This window comes from Ruegeria sp. AM5, assembly GCF_056540645.1.
The window spans coordinates 199040-221292 of sequence record NZ_JBQFXC010000002.1 but is presented as its reverse complement, the minus strand read 5'-3'; the positions used below and the strand labels follow the sequence as shown (position 1 = coordinate 221292).

Annotated in this window: 19 protein-coding genes; 6 read left to right on the top strand and 13 right to left on the bottom strand. The window is 55.3% G+C overall.

The window, feature by feature from the left end; all coding sequences use genetic code 11:
* Window position 1: 1 nt before the first annotated feature.
* From ACR0AH_RS06955 to ACR0AH_RS06945, 3 genes are all read right to left on the bottom strand, one after another.
* A complete protein-coding gene (locus ACR0AH_RS06955; protein ID WP_170394095.1) occupies window positions 2-1030 on the bottom strand; it encodes a carbohydrate ABC transporter permease in 1029 nt (342 codons plus the stop codon).
* A gap of 63 nt (window positions 1031-1093) precedes the next feature.
* Window positions 1094-2320: an ABC transporter substrate-binding protein gene (locus tag ACR0AH_RS06950; protein ID WP_480591033.1), complete on the bottom strand. Its 1227-nt coding sequence runs from the start codon at window positions 2318-2320 to the stop codon at window positions 1094-1096.
* Between the two features lie 84 nt (window positions 2321-2404).
* Window positions 2405-3454 carry an ABC transporter ATP-binding protein gene (locus tag ACR0AH_RS06945; protein ID WP_170394099.1) on the bottom strand — a complete coding sequence of 350 codons (1050 nt, stop codon included), beginning with the start codon at window positions 3452-3454 and terminating at the stop codon, window positions 2405-2407.
* A 157-nt stretch (window positions 3455-3611) separates the two neighbouring features.
* Between ACR0AH_RS06945 and ACR0AH_RS06940 the strand changes: the two genes are divergently transcribed.
* Window positions 3612-4610, top strand: coding sequence for an ester cyclase (locus ACR0AH_RS06940; RefSeq protein WP_170732845.1), 999 nt, complete (start codon window positions 3612-3614; stop codon window positions 4608-4610).
* On the opposite strand, the gene ACR0AH_RS06935 is transcribed toward ACR0AH_RS06940, so the two are convergent.
* Complete coding sequence (locus tag ACR0AH_RS06935) at window positions 4607-5497, bottom strand: SMP-30/gluconolactonase/LRE family protein (RefSeq protein WP_170732637.1); 891 nt, start codon at window positions 5495-5497, stop codon at window positions 4607-4609. The two genes, ACR0AH_RS06940 and ACR0AH_RS06935, sit on opposite strands and share 4 nt — an antisense overlap.
* A gap of 201 nt (window positions 5498-5698) precedes the next feature.
* Here ACR0AH_RS06935 and ACR0AH_RS06930 point away from each other — a divergent pair, with 201 nt between their 5' ends.
* Entirely contained in the window at window positions 5699-6460 is a 762-nt protein-coding gene (locus ACR0AH_RS06930; RefSeq protein ID WP_480591031.1) for an HpcH/HpaI aldolase family protein, read from the top strand.
* 272 nt (window positions 6461-6732) lie between these two features.
* Here ACR0AH_RS06930 and ACR0AH_RS06925 read toward each other — a convergent pair whose 3' ends face one another.
* The 5 genes from ACR0AH_RS06925 to ACR0AH_RS06905 form a co-directional block, all read right to left on the bottom strand.
* Window positions 6733-9525, bottom strand: coding sequence for a bifunctional aconitate hydratase 2/2-methylisocitrate dehydratase (locus ACR0AH_RS06925; protein ID WP_480591029.1), 2793 nt, complete (start codon window positions 9523-9525; stop codon window positions 6733-6735).
* A 291-nt stretch (window positions 9526-9816) separates the two neighbouring features.
* Window positions 9817-10305 (bottom strand): sarcosine oxidase subunit gamma, encoded by a 489-nt coding sequence (locus ACR0AH_RS06920; protein WP_480591027.1) that lies wholly within the window; start codon window positions 10303-10305, stop codon window positions 9817-9819.
* A gap of 1 nt (window position 10306) precedes the next feature.
* Window positions 10307-13177 (bottom strand): 2Fe-2S iron-sulfur cluster-binding protein, encoded by a 2871-nt coding sequence (locus ACR0AH_RS06915; protein ID WP_480591025.1) that lies wholly within the window; start codon window positions 13175-13177, stop codon window positions 10307-10309.
* Window positions 13164-13421, bottom strand: a complete 258-nt coding sequence (locus ACR0AH_RS06910) for a sarcosine oxidase subunit delta (protein ID WP_170407032.1) — start codon at window positions 13419-13421, stop codon at window positions 13164-13166. The genes ACR0AH_RS06915 and ACR0AH_RS06910 overlap by 14 nt, the downstream gene beginning before the upstream one ends.
* A gap of 14 nt (window positions 13422-13435) precedes the next feature.
* Entirely contained in the window at window positions 13436-14686 is a 1251-nt protein-coding gene (locus tag ACR0AH_RS06905; RefSeq protein ID WP_480591023.1) for an FAD-dependent oxidoreductase, read from the bottom strand.
* 273 nt (window positions 14687-14959) lie between these two features.
* On the opposite strand from ACR0AH_RS06905, the gene ACR0AH_RS06900 reads away from it, so the two are divergent.
* Window positions 14960-15661, top strand: coding sequence for a phytanoyl-CoA dioxygenase family protein (locus ACR0AH_RS06900; protein ID WP_480438930.1), 702 nt, complete (start codon window positions 14960-14962; stop codon window positions 15659-15661).
* 136 nt (window positions 15662-15797) lie between these two features.
* Here the strand turns inward: ACR0AH_RS06900 and ACR0AH_RS06895 are convergent, their stop codons facing one another.
* Both ACR0AH_RS06895 and ACR0AH_RS06890 read right to left on the bottom strand, forming a co-directional pair.
* Entirely contained in the window at window positions 15798-16847 is a 1050-nt protein-coding gene (locus ACR0AH_RS06895) for an aromatic ring-hydroxylating oxygenase subunit alpha (protein WP_170732633.1), read from the bottom strand.
* A 96-nt stretch (window positions 16848-16943) separates the two neighbouring features.
* A complete protein-coding gene (locus ACR0AH_RS06890; RefSeq protein ID WP_170732632.1) occupies window positions 16944-17873 on the bottom strand; it encodes a LysR substrate-binding domain-containing protein in 930 nt (309 codons plus the stop codon).
* A 95-nt stretch (window positions 17874-17968) separates the two neighbouring features.
* Between ACR0AH_RS06890 and ACR0AH_RS06885 the strand changes: the two genes are divergently transcribed.
* From ACR0AH_RS06885 to ACR0AH_RS06875, 3 genes are all read left to right on the top strand, one after another.
* On the top strand, window positions 17969-19054 hold the full coding sequence (locus tag ACR0AH_RS06885) for a hypothetical protein (protein WP_480591021.1): 1086 nt from the start codon (window positions 17969-17971) through the stop codon (window positions 19052-19054).
* A 154-nt stretch (window positions 19055-19208) separates the two neighbouring features.
* Window positions 19209-20153, top strand: a complete 945-nt coding sequence (locus tag ACR0AH_RS06880) for a fatty acid desaturase family protein (protein WP_170646827.1) — start codon at window positions 19209-19211, stop codon at window positions 20151-20153.
* 3 nt (window positions 20154-20156) lie between these two features.
* A complete protein-coding gene (locus tag ACR0AH_RS06875; RefSeq protein WP_170646826.1) occupies window positions 20157-20474 on the top strand; it encodes a non-heme iron oxygenase ferredoxin subunit in 318 nt (105 codons plus the stop codon).
* A gap of 7 nt (window positions 20475-20481) precedes the next feature.
* Here ACR0AH_RS06875 and ACR0AH_RS06870 read toward each other — a convergent pair whose 3' ends face one another.
* Window positions 20482-21363: an amino acid ABC transporter permease gene (locus tag ACR0AH_RS06870; protein ID WP_170646825.1), complete on the bottom strand. Its 882-nt coding sequence runs from the start codon at window positions 21361-21363 to the stop codon at window positions 20482-20484.
* 53 nt (window positions 21364-21416) lie between these two features.
* Window positions 21417-22250 (bottom strand): transporter substrate-binding domain-containing protein, encoded by an 834-nt coding sequence (locus tag ACR0AH_RS06865; RefSeq protein WP_170393843.1) that lies wholly within the window; start codon window positions 22248-22250, stop codon window positions 21417-21419.
* Between the last annotated feature and the right edge of the window lie 3 nt (window positions 22251-22253).

The window sequence follows — 22253 nt, the reverse complement described above, 5'->3', positions numbered from 1 at the left end:
GTTATCTTGCTCCTTTGAAGTCACGCCAGGTGCGGACAAGCACGGGCGACAACAGAATGGCGACCCCGATAATCGTGATCACAGACGTAGCGGCTGCAGAGGACAGCTGTCGCGTTTCACCGCCGAGGTCGTTGAAGATGAAAGTACTGAGCGATTGCGCATGGGCACCAGCGCTGAAGCCGATAATCGGTTCAAACACCTTGAAATTATCCATCAACTGGATCAGCGCAACAAACGTAACCAGGGGCATGAGATGGGGAACAACCACGAATTTGACCTGTTGCCAGCGGGTTGCCCCATCGATCTGGGCCGCCTCGATCTGATCTTTGGGCAAAGTTTGCAAACCGGCATAGAACACCACGAAGGCAAAGGGGGCCGAGCTCCAGACGCCATAAACCATCAGCGCCACCCACATCAGCCCGGTCGAAGCCTTTAGACTGAAATCCGGATCTCCGGCCAAGTTTACAAGGGCGTTGCCGATGACGCCACGACTGTCAATCATCCAAAACAGAATGAGCGAGCCGATCAGCGGTGTCACAATCATGGGCAAGAGCGAGAAGAAGATCATCAAACCCTTGAGGTGCCGGTGCAGTGAGTTGACCGCCAGCGCAATCACCAGCCCCAGAATGATCGTGAGGGGTGTCACAATGAATGTGAAGGTCAGCGTAAAGGCCATGGCCCGATAGAAGGGCAAGTTTCCGACCTCTGAGAAAAGGTCACCCCACGTGTCACTCGCCGCCCAGATTTCGCCAACCTCCTGTATCGCCAGGTGGCCGCGATCAAAGTAGATATCCAGCCCGACAAATCTGCCCAATGGTTGTTCGGCACGAAGCGCTGCGGTGGCTTCCTGATCGATGGTGGTCTCGGTTGTGCACCCGACAAGCGGAGTACAGTTTTCGACTTCCACCAGAACCGCCGGGTGTGGGGCATAAATGGATTGGATCACCACCGAGACGATGGGCATTGCAATGAACAGCAGCATTGCAAGTCCTGTGGGCAGGAAAAACCAAAGGAATGTCTTATGGCGCATGTCGCAATTCCCATGTCGGCTTGATTGGGCGGGTGCCCGAATTGGGCACCCGCGAGGGGCGTTTTACTGTAGGAAGCCCTGTTCGATTGCCGCGGCGCGATAGGCGGCCTCGACATCGGCCAGCGCCTGTTCAGCGCTTTCCTTGCCCTGCATGAAATCGGCAAGTTCATTGCCGAGTGCACTGTGCATCAAACCCATGTAGGGCAGCATCGGATAAGGCGTCGTGCCCATTTTGGCAGCGTCAAATACACCCTGCGCGTCGTCTGCAGGTTCGTACCCTTCGATCAACCAGACTGCCAGCGGCGTGGTTTCATCGTTCAACATTTCGGGGCGGACGCCATGCGTCATCGCGACAAAGGTCGCCTCAGCCTCTTCATCCGAGATGTTCTTGCCGACGGTCCATCCGTCCCACCAAAGGGTCGAGGCCGGAGTCGTGCCGCCACCCACGGTCAGCGGCGCTGCAATTGCATGGCCATCGATTACTTCCTGCAAGACACCTTCGGTTGTGGTCTGCTGTGATGCCCGTGACCCCCACATATTCATGATCGCAACATTGCCCGCGCGGTATTCCGCGTTGGTGGCATTGGAATCATGGGTCAGAAAGTCGGGGTTCATATACTCGGACAAAGCCTTCATCATGTTCAGCGCTTTGACACCGGCCTCGGTATTGACGTTGGGCTCTGCGCTGCCGGGCTTGAAATGAGTACCTCCATAGCCAAGGAACATGTTGTTGAATTCCTGCGCCAGATTCCATCCCGCAGCGTAAGCACCACCAACCGGGTTTTGCATTATGCCCTGCGCGCGAATGGCTTCGGCCGCCTCGAGCAGTTCTTCATACGTGGTTGGCACTTCGACGCCTGCCTGTTCCAGAACGTCCTTGCGGTACATCAGGTGCTGAGCGTTGGCCATGAAGGCGATGGCCATGATGTCATCGCCGATCTTGATCAACTGTCCCGGCTGCAGGTTCTGACCATGTTTTTCGACCAGGTCATTGAGCGGTCGGATTACGTCTTCATTCATCAACGCCACAATCGAGCTGTTGGCGATGATGGCTGAGGTGTATTCCGACGGATTACCCGACAGACCGGCCACGTTGATGGTTTGGTGTTCGGATGTCAGGTTGGATTCAACAGATGCGCCCGTGCATTCCTTTGCAGCGGCGGCCACAGCCTGAATGGCGGCAAATTCGTTGCCGACGATGTTGACCCGATCCGTGATCTCGCAGGCATAACCCGCGCTCGCAGCAAAGGTGGTCAGTGACCCGGCCAATGCGATTTTCTTTAGAAACATTTTGATTCCTCCCTAGGTGATTGGGTGCATCTTCGAAGCCTGCACCCGAGATTGTCCCGTCATTGCGGGATTGGTTTTCGTCTCTCAGATCTCAAGGCGCGCGCCGGTTTGCGCATCGAACAGGTGACAGTGATCGGTATGGATATGAATCGACACCTGATCGTCGATTTCAGCACGATAGGTTTTGTCGGCCTTGACCGAGACCAGCGCTCCGCCGATCCGAACCGAGACCATGGTGCTGTCGCCCAGCAATTCCTGCGTATAGATGGGCGCGTTAATCTCGCCCCCGCTTTCTACGACATTGGCGTCCTCGGCGCGGAAACCCAAAGTTATTGGGCCATCCGGAGCATTCAGACCATGCACTTCGGTATTCTGCGCGCGGAACACACCGCCCTGAACATCGCCATCAACCAGGTTCATCGCCGGGTTGCCGATAAAGCTGGCGACAAACGTGTTCGCAGGCTCGTCGTAGATCGCCGTCGGAGAGCCAACCTGCTGGACAACACCCTGCTTCATGATCACCACGCGATCGGCCAGTGTCATCGCCTCGATCTGGTCATGTGTCACATAAATCGTAGTCACGGCTAGTTCATGGCTGAGGTTCTTGATCTGCGCGCGAGTCGAAACACGCAGTTTTGCGTCAAGGTTGGACAACGGCTCATCCATCAGGAACACGTTGGGCTCGCGTACAATCGCGCGCGCCAGTGCCACCCGCTGACGTTGACCACCTGACAGCTCTGCCGGCTTGCGATGCAGAAAGTCGTCCAACTCTACCATCGCCGACGCACGGCGCACTTTTTCGTCATGGGTGGAAGCGTCGATGCCACGTACCCTCAGCGGGAAACGAATGTTCTCGTAGACGTTCATGTTCGGATACAAAGCGTAAGACTGGAACACCATCGCGACGTCGCGGTCTTTTGGCTCCATATCGTTGACGCGGGTACCGTCGATCAGAATATCACCCTCGCTTGCGTCTTCCAAACCTGCGATCATGCGCATCGTAGTGGTCTTGCCACAACCCGACGGGCCGAGAAGCACCAGAAATTCCTTGTCGGATATTGTCAGGTCGAAATTGTCCACTCCAACAAACGAACCCCAACGTTTTCCAACATTGCGCAGTTGAATCTCGGCCATACTGTCCTCCCAGTTGCACCTGAGTGCATACGTTTGCAAAAGCATAGACATCCAAAGGAACATCTGGCAAGTATTTTTTGCAAGCGAATGCAAAAGCGCCCGCAATCTTGCTAAAGACTGACGCTTCCCTCCGGGCAAAGCATTGAAAGTAAAAGATATGTCTTACGAAGCCGAGAAAGAAATTGTCCTGAACTTCTACAAAGCTCTGAGCGATGCAGAGGAATCAGCCCACTCTGATGTGATCGCTGAGTATTGCGCCGAAGACCTCCTGTGGCGCGGCTTTCACCCGTTCAACGAGCTGCGTGGCGCTAGCAACGTGGCGCAAAAATTCTGGCAGCCGCTGAATCACAGCCTAACTAACTTGCAGCGTCGGATGGACGTGTTCATGGCTGGTCAAAATGAAATCGACGGGTTCAATTCAGTCTGGGTTGTTTCGATGGGCCATCTCATGGGGCTGTTCGACAGGGACTGGCTGGGCATTGCGCCAACCGGAAAAATGGCCTTGCTGCGCTATTGCGAGTTCAACAGGATTGAGCGCGGTAAGATTGTCGAAACCGCGATGTATTTCGACATCCCGCATTTCATGATTCAGGCCGGGTTGCAGCCCTTCCCGCCGCAGACCGCCGCACAACTTGTCCAGCCCGGGCCCATGACCCATGACGGCCTGATGTTCACGCCTCAACCCGCCGAAGACGGCCAAAAGACATTGGCCGCTATCAACGCGATGATCTCCGATCTTGGGCGGTGGGACAGCGGGCTCAGCCTTGAAGATGAGTTGCGCCGCACATGGTGCGAAGACATGATCTGGTGGGGGCCATCCGGTATCGGTGCGACCTACACAATCGAACGTTACGCCAAACAACACGCTGGCCCGTTCCGTGCTGGGTTTGCCGACCGGTCAAAAACCAACCATATCTGCCGCATGGCCGAGGGCCACTATGGCGGCTTTTTTGGCTGGCCGAACTTTACCGCCCGACCAACCGGCGGGTTCATGGGGATGCCTGCCACTGAAAAAGCCGGTGAGTTCCGGGTGATAGACATTTATCGTCGCAAAGGTGATAAACTGGCCGAGAACTGGATTTTCATCGATCTGCTTCATTTCTGGAAGCAACAGGGTGTCGATATTCTGGACCGCATGACCCACGGTGGTTCTTAGATCATAGGCAGGCCGATCATTTTGGTCGGAATACGGTAAACGGACGTGCTGGCAGTGATGTACAGCATGCTGAACTCGGCTCCACCAAAGCAGAAGTTGGTAGATTTCTGCGGCGTCAGAATGACACCAAGGCAGTGCGCTTGGGCATCAAATAGATGTACACCGCCGGGACCATTGCACAAAATCTGGCCGTCGCGGGTGCACTTCATACCGTCCGGTACCCCTGCCCCATCGCCAACAACATCGGCCCAGACCACCCCACCGGTCAGCGAGCCATCAGCGGCGACATCAAAGACGCGGATATGGCCACCCCAACTGTCATTGACAAACAGCCTTGTTTCGTCAGCTGACAAACACAACCCGTTGGGTTGCTGAAAATCATCCGCGACAAGGTGTAACGTGCCGTCGGGATCCAGCCGGAACACGCCTTGCACCGGCAGTTCTTGCTCTCTCAGAATGCCAAGATCCTCTCGGATACGACCAAAACTGGGATCAGTGAACCAAATCCGACCGTGCGAGTCGCAGATAACATCGTTGGGGCTGTTTAGTTCTTTGCCATCAAAATGCGTGGCGATCGAAGTAACCCGCTTGCCGCCGTGATCATGGCGTACCAAATGCGAACTGGCGTGCTCGCAAGAGATCACTGCCCCGCTTTTGTCGAAGCAATTTCCGTTTGCTTGGTTGGATGGGGTGCGAAAAACGCGAACTCCCTCACCCTCGCTCCACTTGTATTGATGACTCTCCTGAATGTCCGAGAATACCAGCCAATGCTCTTCGGGGTGCCATATTGGCCCTTCGGTAAACCCCAGACCGCTAGCGATTTCTTCCAGTTGAGCGTCAGGGTGCACCAGATCTGTGAAGCGTTTGGAACGGATATCGAATACCATGAGAACACCTTTTTCAGAGTTGCGCCTGCCAACACTACCGGCAAGCCTCGACAAGAACAGCGTTTCGGGTGAAAACGCAATAACGACTGTTCGATAGTCTGGCCCTGCCAACGTCAATGCTCTACGCTATGGCCGATGTTTCCAAACCGCTTGGCTGCCAATTGCCATGTGCCGCCCAAACAAAACCGTCAGGACTTTCCCATGAATTTCAAACAACGCATGCTTTCTGGCGAGCCTCTCGTCGGAACGTTTCTCAAGACACCAGCCCATGAACTGGTCGAGATAATTGCCAAGTCAAAACTGGACTTCTTGTGCCTGGATGCGGAACACGCACCCTTTGACCGGGGTCGGTTGGATGTTTGCCTCGCCGTCGCCCGGGCTCTGGGGTTGCCGACGTTGGTGCGGGTGCCGACTGGGTCGGCGGACGAGATTCTCAAGGCGCTCGACAGTGGCGCGACAGGTATTGTTGTGCCGCATGTTGACAGCGCCGAAAAGGCCCGTCGCGTTGCGCGCGAGGGTCGTTTTGGCCATGGTGGTCGCGGCTATGCCGGATCAACCCGGTGGGCAGGGTTTGCGACTCGATCCATGGCTGATGTCCTCAAGCAAAGCGAAGAAGAGACAATTATCATTGCCCAAATCGAAGAACCAGAAGGCGTCGCAGAAGTCGATGATATCGCCGCGACCGAGGGCATCGACGGGATTTTTGTAGGGCCTGCGGATCTTGCGGTGTGCTACGGCGTGACTGATCAGTCCGACCCACAGGTTCTTGATGCAATGCGACGCTCGGGCGATGCAGCCAAAGCACATGGAAAGACGCTGATGACCTTTGCAGCAAGCGCAGAAGCCGGACTCAAGCTGCGCGACTATGGGGTGACAATGATCTTCGTCGCTTCGGAACACGCCTTCATGCTTCGCGCTGCAAACGCGGAAGCGGAGAACTTCCATGGCACCGCGAGGACGTGAAACGCACAGGGCTTTTTAGTGGAAAGGGCCTTGGGGTCGAAATGTCCGCGAGCTGGTAAATGCTGCGACGACAGTACTTTCTTTGCTAGAAAGGCGATGCGCGATTGCGGATTATTCGCATTGTATAGTCTTAGATTTCCAGCGTGGTACCCTACCTAAGGGGGCCAAAATCTCATACCGCAAAACCAGTATTGCTAGGCTTATTGATTCAGAGTGGATCCTGTTAAACAGCATAAGGCCGGTGCGCCTTAGCGGCGACCAGCCTTCTCCAATCAGAAATGTGCCGAATTGGAATTTGCGGGCTTGGCGACCGGAGGTGCAAAGCGGGTCAGGTCGATCCCTTCGACAGCGGCCTTGTATTCCTCGATTTTCGGAGTTCGCCCGAGGATGGCAGACAGTACAACTACCGGTGTGGAAGCCAGAAGGGATTCACCTTTCTTATCTTCCGAGTCCTCGACAACACGCCCTTGGAACAAGCGGGTAGATGTCGCCAGAACAGTATCACCTTTCTCAGCCTTTTCCTGATTACCCATGCAAAGGTTGCAGCCCGGACGCTCAAGATACAGCGTATTTTCATATTCGGTTCGCGCTGATGTCTTGGGGAAAAGATCGTCGAATTCGAAACCGGAATATTCCTGAAGAATGCTCCACTCACCTTCTTCCTTTAACTCATCAACGATGTTGTAGGTTGGCGCCGCGACGACCAGAGGGGCCTTGAATTCAATCTTGCCCTCCTTCTTCTCAAGGTTCTTAAGCATCTGCGATACGATGATCAGATCACCCTTGTGGACCATGCAAGATCCGACAAATCCCAGATCCACTTTCTTTTCCCCTTTGTAGTAGGAAACAGGCCGGATCGTATCGTGCGTATAACGCTTGGAGACATCCGCGTTGTTCACATCAGGGTCGGCGATCATGGGCTCGTTGATCTCGTCCAGATCAACGACCAGCTCGGCAAAATACTCGGCATTTTCATCCGGCCTCAGGGCTGGAACTGCGCCGGATCTGATCTCGGCTATACGTGCGTCGGCTTTGTCGATCAGGCCTTTCAGGGTCCGTGCCTCATTCTCCATTCCCTTGTCGATCATGATCTGAATCCGACCTTTGGCGATTTCCAGTGACTCGATCAGGGTCTCGTCTTCGGAAATACAGATCGAAGCCTTCGCCTTCATCTCGGCCGTCCAGTCGGTGAAGGTAAAAGCCTGATCCGCCAGCAGGGTTCCGATATGAACTTCGATAATACGCCCCTGGAACACGTTATCGCCGAATGCCTTCAGCATCTGAGCCTGTGTCGCGTGGACCACGTCGCGGAAATCCATGTGATCGGCCATTTTGCCTTTGAACGTCACCTTCACGGATTCCGGAATGGGCATGGTTGCTTCGCCCGTGGCCAGTGCCAAGGCAACGGTGCCCGAATCCGCCCCGAAAGCCACACCTTTGGACATGCGCGTGTGCGAGTCGCCCCCAATGATGATGGCGCGATCATCCACGGTGATATCGTTCAGAACCTTGTGGATCACGTCAGTCATCGAGTGATATTCACCCTTGGGATCGCGCCCTGTGATCAGGCCGAAATTGTTCATAAACGCCATCAGTTTGGGGATGTTGGCTTGCGCCTTCTTGTCCCAGACCGAGGCGGTGTGGCAACCGGACTGATACGCACCATCGACGGTTGGAGAAATCACGGTCGCCGCCATCGCCTCAAGCTCTTGCGAGGTCATCAGGCCAGTGGTGTCCTGCGACCCTACGATGTTGACCTTGACCCGTACGTCCGACCCGGCGTGCAAGACCGTGCCTTCCGCTACTCCCAAAGCGTTGCGGTTAAAGATCTTTTCAACCGCGGTCAGGCCCTGTCCATCTCGGCTGATCTCTTTCGACTGCGCAAATGCCGACTTCAGCTCGACTCCCAGTGTCTGTGCTGCAAATGTTTGCAACTTCTTGCCGAACACGATGGCGTAGGATCCGCCGGCCTTCATGAACTCCTGCTTTTGCGGAGTGAAGGACGAGGCAATATCAACAAGCTCATTGGCGCCATCGGCGTCATAAAGCTTTTTGTCTTTCGTATTGATCGTGAGCACTGTCCCGGTTTCGACCGAGTACTTTTGCTCCAGGATAGGGCTGTCGTCATTGTTGAGGATCGGATTCCCCTCGGAATCGACTTTTTTGACCCAGTTTTTCAGGTCGATACCAATCCCGCCCGTCACACCAACGGTGGTCAGAAAGATCGGAGAGATACCGTTCGTGCCGGCCACGATCGGGGCAATGTTTACGAATGGCACATATGGGCTGGCCTGCTTGCCTGTCCAAAGCGCAACGTTGTTGACACCCGACATCCGGGACGAGCCAACGCCCATTGTCCCTTTCTCAGCAATCAGCATCACGCGTTTATCTGGGTGCTGGCGCTGTAATTCTTGAATCTCGTCTTGCGCTTGCTGCGAGATTAAGCACTTGCCATGCAGCTCCCGATCCGAGCGCGAGTGTGCCTGGTTGCCCGGCGACAGCAAGTCAGTCGAAATATCGCCCTCGGCAGCGATATACGTGACAACTTTGATCTCTTCCTCGATATCGGGCAGCTTGGTGAAGAACTCGGCCCGCGCATAGCTTTCAAGAATGTCGCGTGCGACCGGATTTCCGGCAGAAAACGCCTCCTTCAAACGATCCGTATCAGCCTCATATAGGAAGACCTGTGTTTTCAGCACTTCAGCCGCCTGCCCTGCGATCTCGGGATCACCACCCAAAGCCAGATCAAGAAGAACCTCAACCGAAGGACCGCCTTTCATGTGCGACAGCAGTTCAAAGGCAAAGGGTACTGAAATTTCGTCAACCAGCGCTTCGCCCTGAATGATCTCTTTCAAAAAACGTGCCTTCTCGCCAGCGGCGCTGGTCGTGCCGGGCAGCGTATTATAGATGAAATAGTTTAGAGAATCCGCACGATGCGCATGATCGACGTCCTTGATCTGCGTAACAAGCTCTTTGACAAGCGCGCCGTCATCAATCGGTTTCGGATGCAGACCCTGCGCTTTGCGGGCTTCAATTTCGTCGAGGTAGTTGGTGTAAAGGCTCATGGCTCGTTCCGGTATATGTGGCTCGATTAGCAGGGGCTCAAAGACGTTATGAACGCCCGAGGATCCTAATTGTATGCGGCGGTATACTAAATGACCGGAACTTGCAAGCCTTGCACCTGTGGCGCGATGTCCCGTCTAAAAGCAACACTTCACAAAGGATTTTGTGCCAGCCAATGACTTTCGATAAGTCCGCTATGTCCTTATCTGAACCCTGTTCCTGGACGATATGCATATAGACCGGCGAGGTAATGAATAGCCATAAGGCGTAAACCGCCCCTGCTTCGAATTGCGTCAGGCAGTTGCTCGGGTCAGATAATCCTGAACCATGTCGCCAAAACTCTGTTCAACCGCAAACTCAAAACCAGCCTCGCAGCGCATCACAAGTGCTTTTAGGCCAAACAACTCGGTATAGGTTACTGCGTCTTCATCAAAAGCAGTGACATGCAGATCAAGCGGGCAGGCAATAGCCATCACTTCAGCGGCTTGGGGTCCGGCGACACTAAAGAAGGTAAGGGTGTCCGATATCCGCACTATACTGATGTCCGCAGGGCAATCCGTTGGTTTGAGCTGTGCTTCCAGTGCCTCTTCCAGTTCCAGCGAAGCACGTACAATCCAGTGATTGCGTCCAATGTGATATACCTCAAACGCTTCCTGCATCGCCCTTGTGTTGGGGCGGTTTGGCAGAGAAAATTCGGCCCAATTTTGAACGACCTCGGGATCCCCTTTGAGGTCAAACAGCGCATTCAGGGTTTGGCGTTCGATCTTGACGTCGTAGCTCATCTCAGGACCTCAGGCGCTGACCCTCGGGGTCATGGAATACAGGCTTTGTGATGGTCACCGGGATCACCTCGTCTTTCAGCCGAACATGCGCGGTTTGCCCGTGTCGCTCCTGCCCGTTCTTCAGCAACGCCAGGCCAACCCAGCGATTGTTGACGACGCTCCAGACGCAGGCGGTAACCAATCCTTCGGTCGCTTCTTTGCGACCTTCAGGGGTCAGTGGCGCGCCTTCGGGCACTTGCTTGTCAGGGTCTTCGGGCAAGATGCCGACCAATTCCCGGCGTTTCCCTTCCGCTTCACGGCGCAAGTGGACCGAGCGCTTGCCTAGGTAGTCGGGCTTTTTCTTCGACATTGCCCAGCCCATGCCCAGGTCATAGGCGTCCACGGTACCGTCGACCTCGTGCCCCAGCGAAAGAAAGCCTTTTTCCACACGCAAGACATGGCTGGATTCCGATCCTACAGGCAGGATACCAAAGGGTGCACCAGCCTCCATCACCTTGTCCCACAAGGCGGCCATGTGGCGTGGGGCAACGTTGACCTCATAGGATAGCTCACCGGTGAAACTGACGCGCACAACCCGCGCAGGGAACCCCGCAACCGTACCGTCCCGGAACGACATGAAGGGGAATGCCTCGGGCGAAAGATCGATATCCGTACACAGCGCGTGCATGACATCGCGCGCGCGGGGACCACAAATGGTGGCGTTGTTCCACTGGCTTGTCACAGTTGTGATCATGACTTGCCAGTCAGGAAACTCGGTCTGAAGCAGCTTTTCCATGTGCTGGTTGATGGCGTCCGCGTGACCTGTTGAGGTCAAGATCATCCAGCGGTGCTGATCCAGCCGAAAGGCCACCCCGTCATCTATGATCAGACCGTCATCCGACAACATAAGACCATAGCGACCATCGCCAGGCTTCAGGCTGGACATGATGTTCGAATACAGAAAATCCAGAAAGCGCGGAACATCGCGCCCTTTAAGCTCAAACGTGCCGAGCGGCGAACCGTCGTATACGCCAACGCCTTCACGCACCGCGCGGCATTCCCGGTTCACCGCCTCTTGCAGGCCCTCACCTGGTTTGGGAAAAAACCCCGGACGGCGCCATCGGGCACCAGCCTCATACATCACTGCGCCATAATCCTTGTTCCATTGGGTCACCGGCGTGTGCCGGTAGGGGAACAACACCGAGTCCTCACGCAGCCCCCCAATCGCACCGAATGAGACCGGCGTGTAGGGAGAGCGGAATGTCGTCGTGCCAAAATCTTGCAATGGAACGCCCTTTTGCAGAGCAACGGTGCCAATAATGTTGATATTGCCCGTCTTGCCCTGATCTATGCCCATCCCGCCAGTGGTGTAGCGTTTGACATGTTCCACGTTGTCATATCCTTCACGCAGCGCCAGATGCACATCGCTGACCGCAACATCGTTCTGAATATCCAGGAATGCCTTTCCGCGTTGCCCTGGCACATCTACGCGCCATAGCGGTTCAATCGAATAAGGCAGCTCTGAACCGTCATCGATGATCCGATCCAGTGTGAGATCCCCCGCCGCCGCGCCGACGGCCCGACAGGATTGAATCGGTTGATCGGGCAAAAACGCAGCGAGTTCTTCATCAAACCGAAGTGTGCTGCGGGACTGAGACCACAAATGCACGGTTGGGTTCCAGCCTCCGGAATGGGCCAGCAAGTCGCAGTCAATCCAGGTGCCTACGCCCCCGGACTTGGGAAAGGCCTTGACGGCACGGATGCTTTTGTACCCTCGGATATCGGCGGCTACTGTTCCGGCATGGACGGTTATCCCCGACACCAGATCAAGAGCTTCCCTTGGAACCGTGTCGCGGCTATCGAGGATCGCGTTAACCGTTACCTCAGCTGCGACCAGATCGGCGGCCACTGCGTAAGCGCTGTTGTTGTTGGTGAACAGAACCACACTCTGACCGGGTGTCACGCCCCAACGATTAACATAGGCCTGCACGGATGAGGCCAACATGACGCCCGGCCTGTCATTATTGGCAAACACCATCGACCGTTCCGTGGCCCCGGTGGCAATCACCACCTCAGCAACACGGACCCGCCAGTTGCGTTCTAGAATGCTGGCCTGATCTGGCTCGCGTTCATTGACGATCACTAGGTTGTGTTCGCGATAGGCCCATACGGTCGCGTTCTGAAGATGGGTGACGTTTGCCATTTGGCTTAGTTCTTCAACCGCTTCGCCCACCCAATCCATCGCCGGACGCCCGCCAATGGTCAGGGTGCGGTTCACAAGGCTGCCGCCCGCTTCGGTTCCCTCGTCTGCGAGGAAGACTCGCTTGCCTGCCCGACCAGCCTCAAGTGTAGCTTGCAGGCCGGCGGGACCTGCACCTGCAATCAAGACATCTGCATGAGCGTAGCGCGCTTCGAAATGCCCCGATGAAGGCGGGTGCACAGGCGCTGCTGCCAGCCCCGCCGCCTTGCGGATGTATGGTTCAAACAGTTGCCAGTTAGGCCATTTGAAAGTTTTGTAGTAGAAGCCCGCAGGAATAAAACGGGCAATCAATTGATTGATCCCGCCCAGATCAAACTCGGGCGATGGCCAGCAATTGACCGAGCGTGCATTCAGCCCTTCGCGCAATGGAACCGTGGTCGCTGGACGGTTGCCCGAGGCGTCCTCGCCTTCCAGCTCCACAAGCGTTCCTGGCTCTTCGGGACCGTGTCCGACAATGCCGCGTGGGCGGTGGTACTTGAAACTACGGGCTGTTACTCGCACCCCGTTTGCCAGCAAGGCCGAGGCCAGAGTGTCCCCTTCGAACCCTTCGTAAGTTTTCCCATTGAACTGGAACGTCAGAGGGCGGCTTCGATCAACACGACCACCCACTGCGCGGCGATTAATCTGAGCCATCGGGCACCTCCACAATGTCATGTGTCACGGTATCCCGCCAGATTGTCAGCCACTCGCCACAGCCCCGTGCGTGCCACCACCGCTCTTGCACAGGCCCCATAGGGTTGGGCGTTATGGTCAGGTATTCGACCCAATCAGCATCGCTGATGGCGTTGGTATCGGGTCGAGCAGCTCCGACCGGGCCGCCATAGACGAACTCGCTTTCATTGCGCTTGCCACAGAATGGGCAGGGGATGAGCATCATGATCCTGTCCCTTCCTATCTCGCCGTCGTGGTGCCGGCTTCCATCACAAATTCTAGATGGCGGAAGCGGTCCAAAGTGAACGAGGCCATCAGCGGATGCGGCTCGCCTTTGGCGACCAGATGCGCAAGCGTCAGTCCGCCCGCAGGAATGGCTTTGTATCCGCCCCACCAGCCAGCGGTCACGAACAGCCCCGGTACCTCAGTCTGATCCATGATGGGCGAGGCATCATGGGCAATATCAAGATGCCCACCCCATTGGCGCATTAGTTTGAGTTTCTTGAAGCTCGGGAAAAGCGACAGCATCGCGGTCACAGTGTCTTCGAACACATGTTGCTTGATGTCGCGACGAAAGCTTTGCCCCATATCAGGAGCGCCGCCGATCACCATCTCGCCCTTGTCAGACTGGCTGAAATAGAACCCACTGTCCGGGCAATTTACGATGACATCCACCAAGGGCTTCACAGGCTCGGACACAAAGGCCGTCAGGTTCATCGTGCGCAATGGCAGCTTGAGCCCCGCTGTCTCGGTCAACGTCGTGGTATGGCCCGATACGGCCACCACAACCTTTTTCGCCCGCACGGTGCCGCGATTGGTCTCGACACCTTCGATGCGCCCATCAGCGCCACGGATCAATGCTTGCACGGCGGTCTGTTGTTGCATCTCGACCCCCATTGCATCCGCCGCGCGGGCATAGCCCCAGGCCACCGCATCATGACGGTTTACACCCGCATCTGTGTGGACCATTCCGCAGATGATCGGCAGGCGCGCATCTGGCCCGCCACCTGTCAGCGCAGGTATGCGTTTGCGCAATTCGTCTGTGGTGATCTGCTCATAGGTCGAGCCATAGATGTCCATGACCAATTGCCGACGCCGCAACTCTCGCAGTTTGGGCCAGGTCTGCACCACATCCACCATGGTACGCTTGGAATGCATCATGTTGAAGTTCAACTCATGCGTCAGCCCTTCGTACATCTCGACGGATTTGACGTAGAACGGGATCGACTCGTCACGCATGTAATTTGACCGAATCGTAACCGTATTGCGCGCTATGTTTCCGCCACCCAACCAGCCCCGTTCCAGCACGGCGACGTCGGTTATGCCAAACTCTTTGGCCAGATAGTAAGCCGTGGCCAGCCCGTGACCCCCTGCCCCGATCACCACCACCTCGTACCGGTCTTTGAGCGGCGGGCTCCGCCAGGCTCGGGACCAGTTCTTATGACCAGAAATCGCGTTACGGGCGAGTGAAAATGCCGAATATTTTTGCATAACAAGCACAATATTTATCAGAAAAAATATATCTTCAATAAATATATTTACCATTACGCAAAAGCTGCTTGGGCAATCAAAGGTCGGGGGCTACCATGGCGCATGACCTTCAAAATTGAACAGTTTCATCGGAATCTTGCTGGCAAATGGTCGGCCCGATCCCGCTGGCCCTGCTTCATCATAAACTGCCGCAGTTCACCCTCTCTCTGACTCCATGCAGACCGTGGCGCTTTGCGCCTGAATTCAAACCCGCCGGGAAATGAGGCGGAAGCTATGGATGGAAGAACTATGATTAACACACCGGATACAGATACTGTTCAGCAAGCGTATGCGCGCGACGGCGTCGTTTTATTGAGAAACCTCCTCAGGGACGATTGGTTAAACAAGTTGCGTGATGCCGTGGACGAAGAGGTTAAAAAGGGTGACCGGTATTTTGCCTATAAAAATATGCGTGAAAAACCGAGTGTCTTTCAGGACTATTGTCTGAACTCAGATATTGGAAAGCGAGTGGCCGAGGTGGCGGGCAGCCCCTGGACATCGTTGATCTATGACCAAATTTTCGTGAAAGAACCTGGCACACGCACCCAGACCGGCTGGCATACAGATCAGCCCTATTGGCCTGTGGCCGGTCCCATCATGACAATGTGGATCGCACTTGATCCTGTCGACCCAGACAATGGAGCGCTGGAATTTGTCCGTGGCTCGCACGCTTGGGGCGCAAAATACCGGCCTTTCAAAACTGACCAGCTTGGCAAGTTTCTTCACTATCTGGAAGAGGATAACCCGGACTATATCGACATGCCCGATTTCGAGGCGGATCGCACTAAATATGACATATTCCACCATGAACAGATGGAACCTGGCGATGCACTGGCCTTCGATGGAATGACTGTGCATTCGGCGATGGGCAACCGAACCTCGACCCGTCGCAGGCGTGGATATGCGGTACGTTTTGCCGTTGAAGGTGCCACCTAGGAACCGCGCGATAGCGTCACTGAATGGCTGCATGATGACGACCTGAAACCGGGTGCTCCCTTTGCCGGTGGGCGCTTCCCTGTCATCTATAGCAATACCTAAGATAAGGGGCCGGGAACTGGCCTCTGTTCAGGTTTCAGGCTTGCCGAATTGCACCCTCTGGCACAGCGGCCTCGGCCTCGATCGCTCGGTCGAGCACGCGTCGGTATGTTTTTGCCCCGGCATCCAAACCCAGATCAATATGCGGTGTCTGAGCATTTTTCATGCCCTTGTGCACTTTTTCCAGCACATCTTTGTCTTCAAGAAACGCCATCCGGGCACCGTCATTCATGAACTTTGAAACCTCGGCATTGTCCGGATCAGAGTTGCGATGCTGGAACCAGAAATACCTGGTCTGATCCTCGTTGATTGGCGTCATGAAGTTGTAAGAGATGTTGATGAATGTCTCATCGACAGGATCTTTGTCATATCCACCCGTACCAACCGGAGTATAGATGGACTTATTCAGCCCGATTGCGGGCATGCACATTTCGTAATGCTGCAAGCGGTCGCAATCGCCGTCGAACGAGACCAGTTTGGCATAGTAAGGCGATGGTGGTTTGTTTTCGATCCAGCGCGAGACAATCACGCCGCGATCTGTCTTTTTGACGTCCAGAGGCTCTTCATCCGTTCCCGCGCCGGCGAATGACGAGACATGTACCCAGGCCACGTGGCTGGGATCAAGCAGGTTGTCGCAAACCCAAAGATAATGGCAATCGATATCCATCACCCCGCCATCGGTTAGGCCCCAGCTCGTGTCATCAAAGTTTTCGATTGGGAAAATCAGGCCCGGATCAGCCAGTTCAGGATCGCCCATCCAGATCCAGAGCAGGCGATAGCGGTCGACAACTGGATAAGACTTCACCACCGCGCGCCGAGGCGTCATCCCCCGCTGCGTTGGGCTGTCCGTACATTTGCCCGAACAATCGAATGTCAGCCCGTGGTAGCCGCATTCGACCAGATCCCCTTTCAGATTGCCATCGGATAGCGGGAGCTTGCGATGCGGGCAGGCATTCTCAAGCGCAACGGGCGTCCCATCCTGCTGACGATAGAGCACAATGTTCTCACCCAGATATGTCTCAGCTTTCAGTTCGCGCCCGATATCCTTGCTCCAGGCGGCAACATACCAGCAATTTCTGAGGTACATGGTTTGCTCTCCAATTTGATCAGTTGGCTTAGCGCCATTATGGCAGCGTCAGTGCAATACACCATTCTGGATTTGTAATGATACATATAAGGCAAGCTAATTCGGCAGCATAACCGACGGGGGCAGATCGGGCTGCGAAGCAACTTCGGCCTTGATCCAGTTCAGGAACTCGCTGACTTTTTGGCTGTCTTTGCTATCAGGGCGCCGGACGAGCCAATAGGAAAGTGGCGATTGAGTCAGTTGCTGAAACGGTCGCACCAGACGGCCATCGCACAAGGCATCAATCACCAGCGGTTCGCGCCCAAGCGCCACCCCCAGCCCCTCAATCGCTGCCTGTATGACCATGTTTGATTGGCCCAATCGGCGCGTGCGCACTCCAGACGGCAATGTCAGATTGGATTGCCGCGCCCAGAACTCCCATGTTGGGCTGGACGTACCATGGTGCAGATTTTCATCTACGAGCAGTGTGTGCTGTGACAAATCTTCAATGCGCTTCAGTTCAGGCAACAGCGCGGGCGCGCAGACGGGAAACAGCCTTTCCGGCATAAGCAAATCCACTTCAAACCCGGGATATTCACCAAGACCATATCGAATGCCGATATCGGAATCTGCGCCGGAAAACGGATAGTATCCCGTATCAGTCGCGATCGAAATAGACAGGTCCGGGTGGGCCAAATCAAAGTGCAGAAGCCTTGGAAACAGCCAGTTGAATGCAAACCCCGGCAAGCATGAAATCACGATGGTCCGGTCCGCACGCGTTCGATCGCGAAGTTGCGCACACACATCTGAAATGCGGCCCAGCCCATCCGAGATTGCCTGCGCCAATTGCTCACCTTCGCGGGTAGGTCGCGATTGCCGCGCACCGCGCACCAGCAAATCCCGCCCAAGCCATTCCTCGAGCGATCTGACGTGCTGGCTGACGGCACTTTGGCTGACCCCCAGTTCCTCGGCGGCGGGTGAAAAGCCGGAATGGCGTACAACTGCCTCAAAGGCTCGCAGCGCGGAGTATGGCAGATTCAAGATCATATTAGTCATCCTAATGTCAGCCATTATCACTTTCAAATGGATTGCCGGCGGCCTTAGGCCGTAAGTTGATAATGTCAAGTAATCAGGAGATGTCGATGTCCGACATGACGCCAGAGCGGGGCGCTTACAATCTGCTGGTCAATTGCGCCCGCGCGGCGGCGGGTGAAAGGCTGCTGATTGCCTATGAACCTGCAGAGTTTGGATATTTCGACGCCGACAGCGTGAATGTTGTCAGTCAGGCGGCCCGTCAACTTGGGCTGGGGGTCGACACGATTGATGTGGGCTTCAATCCGGACAATCCGCAATTATCGCCCGATCTGCTTGCCCGGTTCGAAGCGGCAGACATCATTCTATTTCTGGCCCGTCTTGGGGATCAGTTGCGGTTCTCGGACATGCCGCAGGGTAAGAAAGTCATCGTTAGCTTCGCTTTAACCAAAGAAATGCTGGGATCTGGTTTCTCCAACGGCCACCACGATGCGTTCATGGAGCTTAAGGCCGATATCAACGCGGTCTTGGACGCGGCCAGCGAGGTGCGGATCACTTGCCCGTTGGGCACTGATGTAAGCGGTCGGCCGGTGATGAACCTGCAACCCTCGGGCGACACCTCGATCCTGCGCTTTCCGATGTCAGTCTTTACCCCGGTTCCTGCCCACAGTTTCTCGGGCCGTGTGGCGATCAGTTTTCTGACGGGAACGGGGTCGAAGTATTACGATGACTACACCATCGAATTCGACCGCCCCGTCTTTGCGATGATGGAGAATGGGCGGCTGCAGCGTTTTGACGGCGATCCCGCCAATGCCGCACGGGCCGAGGCGCATTATGATCGGGTAGCCAATCAGTTGGGAATTGATCGCAATTTCGTGCACTCTTGGCACGCAGGTATCCATCCGGGCTGCGGCTACCCCTGGGATATGCGCGAAAACTATGAACGCTGGGGCGGCTCCGCTTTCGGAAATCCACGCATCCTGCATTTCCACACCTGCGGGGCGTACGCCCCCGGTGAAATCAGCTGGAACATTATTGATCCTTCCATCGAAATCGATGGCGTAACTTATTGGGACCGAGGTACATTCCATGCCGAACGGTTGCCTTGCGGTCAATCAATCCTGGATCGGCACCCCTGCGCGGCCGCCCTGTTCGCCCATCCCGATCCGGATATCGGTCTGCGTGCAGTTGGCTGATCAATAGCGGCTTGATCGAATCACAAGCTGTGGAAATACTCTTTGATAATAGGGTCTGTTCGAGTTGGCCCTATGGTGCGGAGCACTCCCGTCTCCGGTGCCGGAATATGCGCAGAGGGCAAGACCCCCGCTCCGGCAAAATCATGGAAATCACATGTCAAAAGCTATCGTCACGCCGCTGACTCAGGCTCTGGCCGAAGGAAAACTGACACGCGAAGAGCTTAAAGGATTCATGCAACGCTCGAACGGGCCCGGATTGCGCCATTTGGCGCTTTGGTTTCTGGTTCTGGCCTGCACGACAACGCTGATCACTCTAGCCTGGAACAGCTGGCTGATCTGGCCCGCGATGTTCCTGCAAGGCACCGTTCTGGTGCACCATTTCTCACTGCAACATGAATGTGTGCACTATACTGTGTTTCGCACCCGTTGGCTGAATGATCTGGTTGGCCAGATTTGCGGGCTGATCATTATCTTGCCGCATCGGTTCTTTCGGTATGAGCATTGCGATCACCATACCTATACCCAACTGACTGGCGAAGACCCCGAACTGATCCCGCTACCCAAAACGCTTGGCGAGTATCTTCTGTATCTGTCCGCCTTGCCCTACTGGCGCGCCAAGTTTACCGAGCTGTTTCGCCATGCATTTGGCAAACTCAGTGCGGCAGAACTGCGCTTTATTCCCAAGGAAGAACACCAATCGGTCTATTGGGACGCGCGTCGTATGCTTGCCATCTACGCGGTTGTCTTTGTTGCTATGGCGATCACCGGGTGGTGGGGCCTGATCTGGTACTGGATCATACCATTGTTTCTGGGCGAGCCCGTGATGCGATTTGTGCGCATGACCGAACATGTTGGGCGGCCAACCGTGGCTCAGATGTCAGAGAATACACGCACCAATCTGGTGTCAAAACCGATGTCCTTTCTGTGCTGGAATATGAACTATCATGCTGAACATCATTATGTCGCCTCGGTCCCATTCCACGCCCTGCCCCGGCTGCATGAGAAGCTGAAGGATCATATCTTTGTCGAAAAGGGCGGATATCTTGCCGCGCATCGCGACATTCTGCGCCAGATCATGCAGCGCAAAGCGAGGACCTGAGCGATGCAGGCAGACAAACCATGGCGCGATCTGATCGAGGCATCTAAACTGGAAAAAAACTGGGTCACGCGGGTCGCAGTCGGGCGACGATTGATTGCGGTATATGACACACCCAGCGGTGTCTACGCCTCACTGGCATTGTGCAATCACGGTGGCGCAGATCTCTGCGATGGTTATTTTGACGGCCATGTCATCGAATGCCCCTTGCATCAGGGCGCGTTCGACGTTCGGGAAGGCAAGCCTGTTTCTGCACCTGCGACCCGAGCCATGCGCGTATTCGAAACGCGCATAATAGACGGGATGGTTCAGGTCCGTATGTGACCAGAACCTAGCGCTTATCTGATCGTTTTTCGAGCCGCGCGAAAATACGGCTAAGACCGAAACAAACAACGAAGTAGAATGCCGCCGTTGTGATCCATGCCTCGAAGATCATTCGAGACGAGGCGACTAGTTCGACGGTCTTGTAGGTCAGTTCCTGAACCGAGATCAGCGACAGAATTGAGCTGTCCTTGATCAATGAGATGAACTGGTTCGCTAACGGTGGCACAACCTTTTTCATCGCCTGCGGGAGAACGACATAGCGCAATTCCTGTATGCGGCTCATACCGATCGAGCGTGCAGCTTCGCGCTGACCTTTCGGGATCGACTGGATACCTGCTCGGACAATTTCGCCGACAAATGCGCTTTCAAACAGTGCCAGAACGATGACACCTGAGACAAGCGACGGAAAGCGCCGCATCTCACCAAAGAAAAATGTCCAGATCTGGTTGTCTTCCTGCCGCGCAATTCCACGCGCCCAGCGTTCAAGGTTTAGTGCGTCGATCAGTTGCTGCGAAAGGAAGAAAAAGAAAATAAAGACAACAACAACCGGTGGCACATTACGCAGAAATTCAAGATAAGTGCGTGCCAGCATGCGTATAGTCAGGTTGGCAGAACAGCGCGCGATCCCCAGAATTGTACCCAGAATGAGCGCCAAAATGCCGGAATAGATGCTGATACGAACCGTCGCCACCAAGCCTTGCAGCAATAGATTGGCAAAATACTCTTCTCGCCCAGTATGCCAGCCGACGATGTAGCTGGGGATCAATTCCCACCGCCACTTATAGTTCAGCGTACCTTCGATCGACAGCCAGATATATCCGAAGAAGGCGATCAATACCGCTACGATCAGATAATCTGGCCATCTGAGTTTTCTAAGAAATTCAGGCACCTGGGCGCTCCGCTTCAGGCCCGAGGGCGGCTGATCCGCCCCCGGCTAATTGGTTACTGGGCAACCTGGTCTGCCCACTCTTCAGTTGCGAACCAATAGTTGTGACGCTCTTCCAACCAACCCGACCGCCAGTTCTGAGCGATCCAATTGTTGAAAAAATTCATGGCGTCCGGATCGCCCTTGCGTACTCCGAACGCTTCGCCACGCGGATCATAGAGGTTATCGAACGGAACGGTCAGAGTTTCCGGATGACGACCGGCCTCGCGGTTCGGTGTGGGTTGGGCCGCCATTGAGGCATGCGCGTTTCCGTTCAGCACTTCTTGCGTTGATGCACCGTCTTCATCAAACAACAGCAGCGTCGCGTTGGGGAAGTTTTCCGCGATCACCGTAGCTGGTGTCGCACCGCGACGAGCGGCAAAGGTGACCTCAGGTTTATTGAAATCTTCCAAAGACATACCATCGGTCAACTGTTTGTTAGCCATAATAGCCAGGCCCGAATACGCGTAAGGATCGGTGAAGTTGATCGTCAAGTTTCGCTGCGCAGTCACCGACATGCCCGAGATGATCACGTCGAAATTGCCGGATACGAGCGCCGGGATGATGCCATCCCAGGCGGTCGGTACAAACTCGACCTCTACACCCATGTCCTCGGCCAGCTTGCGACCGACATCCAGTTCGAACCCGATCAGATCACCATTCTTGTCGCGCATCGACCACGGCACGAACAGCGACAGACCAATCCGGATCACTCCATCCTGTTTGATCGTTTCAATCACACTTTCGCGGGACAGTTCCTGAGTCGCGCTTTGCGCCCAGCCTGAGGTCGCCATGCCTGTTGCCACGACCGCGCCCAGGGCCGCCCCGAGCATTCTGCGAGATAGCTTCATCTT